Origin of the sequence: Bergeriella denitrificans NBRC 102155 (genome assembly GCF_001592185.1) — a bacterium.
Classification (GTDB): domain Bacteria; phylum Pseudomonadota; class Gammaproteobacteria; order Burkholderiales; family Neisseriaceae; genus Neisseria; species Neisseria denitrificans.
On sequence record NZ_BCWL01000177.1, the window covers coordinates 1 to 4,510 of the forward strand.

At 57.0% G+C, this 4,510-nt stretch carries 5 protein-coding genes; 3 read left to right on the plus strand and 2 right to left on the minus strand.

Features of this window, described 5'->3' with window-relative positions; all coding sequences use genetic code 11:
• Nucleotides 1–427: 427 nt before the first annotated feature.
• The gene (locus tag BDE01S_RS08600; protein ID WP_066080232.1) at nucleotides 428–1,741 is read right to left on the minus strand and encodes an NCS2 family permease; all 1,314 of its coding nucleotides are present in this window, start codon (nucleotides 1,739–1,741) and stop codon (nucleotides 428–430) included.
• Between the two features lie 198 nt (nucleotides 1,742–1,939).
• Nucleotides 1,940–3,007 (minus strand): tRNA (adenosine(37)-N6)-threonylcarbamoyltransferase complex transferase subunit TsaD, encoded by a 1,068-nt coding sequence (gene tsaD, locus BDE01S_RS08610; RefSeq protein ID WP_066080238.1) that lies wholly within the window; start codon nucleotides 3,005–3,007, stop codon nucleotides 1,940–1,942.
• 145 nt (nucleotides 3,008–3,152) lie between these two features.
• On the opposite strand from tsaD, the gene greB reads away from it, so the two are divergent.
• The 3 genes from greB to BDE01S_RS08625 all read left to right on the plus strand — a co-directional run bounded on the left by greB (nucleotide 3,153) and on the right by BDE01S_RS08625 (nucleotide 4,400).
• Entirely contained in the window at nucleotides 3,153–3,644 is a 492-nt protein-coding gene (gene greB / locus BDE01S_RS08615; RefSeq protein WP_066080240.1) for a transcription elongation factor GreB, read from the plus strand.
• Between the two features lie 205 nt (nucleotides 3,645–3,849).
• Nucleotides 3,850–4,188 (plus strand): general secretion pathway protein GspG, encoded by a 339-nt coding sequence (locus tag BDE01S_RS08620; protein ID WP_066080243.1) that lies wholly within the window; start codon nucleotides 3,850–3,852, stop codon nucleotides 4,186–4,188.
• Nucleotides 4,185–4,400 carry an NF038104 family lipoprotein gene (locus BDE01S_RS08625; protein WP_066080246.1) on the plus strand — a complete coding sequence of 72 codons (216 nt, stop codon included), beginning with the start codon at nucleotides 4,185–4,187 and terminating at the stop codon, nucleotides 4,398–4,400. Before BDE01S_RS08620 ends, BDE01S_RS08625 begins: the two co-directional genes overlap by 4 nt.
• Nucleotides 4,401–4,510: the final 110 nt, after the last annotated feature.

Consider the following 4,510-nt stretch of genomic DNA (forward strand, 5'->3'; position numbering starts at 1 on the left):
CGACAAATTGAAAGTTTAAATTAAACTATAAATTCGATAGCCTAAATAATACCACAAAATCAATATATTGCAAAATCGAGTAAAATCGGCTGATAAACAACTGTTTTTAAATACATTCATTAACATCCGCACCCGCCCGATATTCCGCTAGCATTTGCCCTTTTCTGCCAAACAAGCGAAGGTCGGATATCGCCGGATAACTTTATTTTGCATACAGGTGTCTGAGCGTAGTCGAAGCCTTACCTGAGGCTTCGACTACGCTCAGACACCTGAAGAATAAAGGTCGCCCCCCTCCCCTTACCCGCAAAAAAGCCGTCTGAAATCCGCAGATTTCAGACGGCTTTTTTCATATATAGTCATTTAAAATAAGAATGGCGCAGAAACGCCGTATCATTCTGATTTTCAATGACTATATCAACTCAAACTGTTAACCGCCCAAATACCAGAACTTCGCCGCCCACAGCACGGCGACAATCCATACCATAGGCGGTACTTCCTTCGCGCGGCCGCACACCAGTTTCACCACCGCGTAGCTGATAAAGCCCATGGCAATACCGTCGGCAATCGAGTAGGTAAACGGCATAAACACGATGGTCAGGAACGCGGGCGCGGCTTCCGTAATATCGTCCCAGTCGATTTCCGTGGCGCTACGCATCATCTGCACGCCCACATACAGCAAGGCCGGTGCGGTGGCAAATGCGGGCACGCTCTGCGCCAGCGGCGAGAAAATCAAGCAGGCCAGCATCAATACGCCGACGGTTACCGCAGTCAGGCCGGTGCGGCCGCCCGCCGATACGCCCGCCGCGCTTTCCACATACGGCGTGGTCGAAGACGTACCCAAGGCCGCGCCCGCCACAATGGCCGTCGAATCCGCCAGCAGCGCGCGTTTCAGGCGCGGCAGCTTGCCGTCCACCAGCAAACCGGCGCGGTGGGAGACGCCGACCAGCGTACCCGTAGAGTCAAACAAGTCCACCAAAAAGAACACGAAAATCACGCTGACCATGCTGACGGTAAACAGACCGTCGAAATCCATCTGCATAAACGTCGGCGCAATGCTCGGCACGCTGCCGACCACGCCTTTAAACTCGCTCAGCCCCAGCAGCGACGACACCAAGGTCAAGGCCAAAATGGTGATGATAATCGCCGCGCGGATGCGGAAATAGCCCAGCGCCACCACCATCACAAAGCCCGCCATCGCCAGCAATACCGAGGGCTGGTGAATATCGCCCAAACCCACCAGCGTGGCGGGGTTGTCCACAATCACGCCCGCACCTTTGAGCGCAATCAGTGCCAAAAACAGGCCGATACCGGCGGCAATCGACATTTTCAAGCCCATCGGCAGCGCGTTCACCAACATCTCGCGCACTTTGAAAAAGCTGAACAAAATAAAAATCAGGCCCGATACAAACACCGCGCCCAACGCCACCTGCCAGGGCACGCCCATGCCTTTGACCACGGCAAACGTAAAGTAAGCGTTCAAGCCCATGCCCGGCGCCAGCGCAATCGGATAATTGCCGACAAAGCCCATCACGAAGCAGCCGATGGCGGCGGCGATACAGGTCGCCACAAACACCGCGCCCATATCCATGCCCGCCTCGCCCAAAATCAGCGGGTTGACGATGATGATGTAGCACATGGTCAGGAAGGTGGTCAGACCCGCCATCATTTCCGTGCGCACGCTAGTGCCGTTTTCACGCAGGCGGAACACGCGTTCCAGAAAATTGGAATGTGAAGTACTCATTTGGTTTCGACATCAAAAAGAAAAAGAAAGTTAAGTTTGGTATTATACTGAAATTCCGCCGCCCGCTCCGCTTTTTCCGCATCCAAACGCTGTTGCCGATGGTAATCTGCAACAAAAAAGCCGTCTGAAAAACCCCGATGCCCGGCGGCTTTTTCAGACGGCTTGCTGCAAGCGGCTTTTCCCGGCTGCACGCGGCGTTTATTCCGCCCGCACAATCTCCGTCAGCGGCCAGCGCGGTTTCACATTAAACCCGCCCGCTTCCTGCTGCTCCTGCAGGCGCATCGCCCCCGCAAACGCAATCATCGCGCCGTTGTCGGTGCAATAAGCCATAGGCGGGAAATACACGTTAACCCGCTCGACCGGCGGCTTTTTCTGCCCTTTTTCAGACGGCTTTTGCACGCTCAGGCGGCCGAATTCCTCGCGCAGCTTCCAGTTTGCGCCCACGCCGCCGGCCACCACCAGCGTGCGGAAACCCGTATCCAGCAGGGCTTTTTTGGCTTTGGCCACCAAGACATCCGCCACCGCATCCTGAAAGGCGCGGCAGATGTCGTTGCGCGTCTGCTCGGGGATGTCGCCGCCGTTTTCCGCACGCACTTTTTCCACCGCCGTCAGCACCGCCGTTTTCAAACCCGAAAAACTCATCTGCAAATCATGCGAATGCAGCATCGGGCGCGGAAACTGAAACGCATCGGCGCGGCCGAGCTTCGCCAGCTCCGACAGCTTCGCCCCGCCCGGATAAGGCAGCCCCAAAAGTTTCGCCGTTTTATCGAACGCCTCGCCCGCCGCATCGTCCACACTCTCGCCCAAGAGCGTGTAATCGCCGAAACCGCGCACCGCCATAAACTGCGTATGCCCGCCCGACACCAGCAAAGCCACAAACGGAAATTCGGGCTTCTCCTCCGCCAACAGCGGCGACAGCAGATGCCCTTCCAAATGATGCACCGGAATCACAGGCTTATCCAGCGCAAAGGCCAGCGCATTGGCATAGCTCGATCCGGCCAGCAGCGCCCCGCCCAAGCCCGGCCCCTGCGTAAACGCCACTGCGTCGATGTCGCCGTAACCCACGCCCGCTTCTTTCAGGCAGCCCTCGGTCAACGGCACCAAGCGGCGGATGTGGTCGCGGCTCGCCAATTCCGGCACCACGCCGCCGTATTCCGCGTGCATCGCCATTTGCGTGTGCAGATGATGCGCCAACAAGCCGCGCTCCGTGTCATACAGCGCCACGCCCGTTTCGTCGCAAGAAGATTCGATTCCCAATACCAGCATGATGTAAAGCCGTCTGAAAAATAAACAATGCGCTATTTTAGCGGATTTTCAGACGGCCTGCGGATTTCGCCGCCGCATTTTCCGCCTGCGCCGCAAATTACGCTAAAATACCGCCCCAAGACCTACCGCATATTCCCGCACACACATGAGCACCGAAACCAAAAACTACATTACCCCCGTCGGCTGGCAGGCGCTGAAAGACGAGCTGTATCAGCTGGTGAACAAAGAACGCCCCGACATCGTACAAATCGTCAACTGGGCGGCGGGCAACGGCGACCGAAGCGAAAACGGCGACTACCTCTACGGCAAACGCCGTATGCGCGAAATCGACCGCCGCATCCGCTTTCTCACCAAGCGTTTGGAAGCCGCCGTTGTCGTCGATCCCGAGCAGCGCGAACCGACCGACCAGGTATTTTTCGGTGCCACCGTCACCCTGCTGCGCGGCAACGGCAGCGAGCAGACCGTCAAAATCGTCGGCGTGGACGAAATCGACACCGCGCGCAACAAAATCTCCTGGATTTCCCCGCTGGCCCGCAGCCTGATTAAAGCCCGCGAAGGCGACGAAGTCGTCCTGCGCGGCCCCGAAGGCGCGGAAACCATCGAGATTTTGGAGGTCGCCTATTGCCGCATCGATTGATGCGGCCATCAAACAGGCCGTCTGAAAATCGCTACGGTGTGGCTGGCGGACTTGCTGCTTTAGCAGCTTAGTCAAGCCCCTCTTTAAGCCGGACACTGCAACGCGTAGCATTCTCCTTTATGACTATATCCCCATCAATTTAAAACCCGCTTTTTTTCAGACGGCCTGTTACAATACCCGTCTGACTTTTTCAGAAAGACATACCATGCAGACTTTACCCTTCCAAGCTGAGATTGCCGAGCGCATGCTGGTCAATACCGAAAACGAAACCATCCATCCGGACGCGCAGTTTGTCCGCACGGCCAACGGCTACTGGCTGGCCTGGCACGACGGCACCGCCGCCCTGCTCGCGCCCGATACCCCGCCCGACGTACCCTGCTTTTGGGTGGAAGGCTCACACGATTTGGAAGAGCTGGTAGCGATGGTTGAAAACGGCGAATTCGACGAAGTGGAAGAATTCGACGGCGACGACGAAGCCTGGCACGAAGCCGCCTCAGGCTGCGGACACGACCACCACGACCATTGCGGATGCGGCCAGTCATGAGCCTGCGTAACCTGATTGCCGCAGCCGCCGTATGCAGCGTATTAAGCGGCTGCGTGGTGGCTGCCGCCGCAGACCTGGCGGCTACCACGGTGATGACCGCCGGCAAAATCGCCGTTAAAGGCACAGGCGCGCTGGTACGCGCCGCCATTCCCGACGGCGACAATAAAGACAACAAACGCAAAGAAGACGGGCAGGCCGACGATAGCCAATAACCTTATTGTGCATACAGACGGCTAAACACAGACCAAGCCCTCACTGCGGCTTCGACTGCACTCAGCCACCTGAAATGAGCTATAGTCGGAGAGTAAATTCTGATACAAGG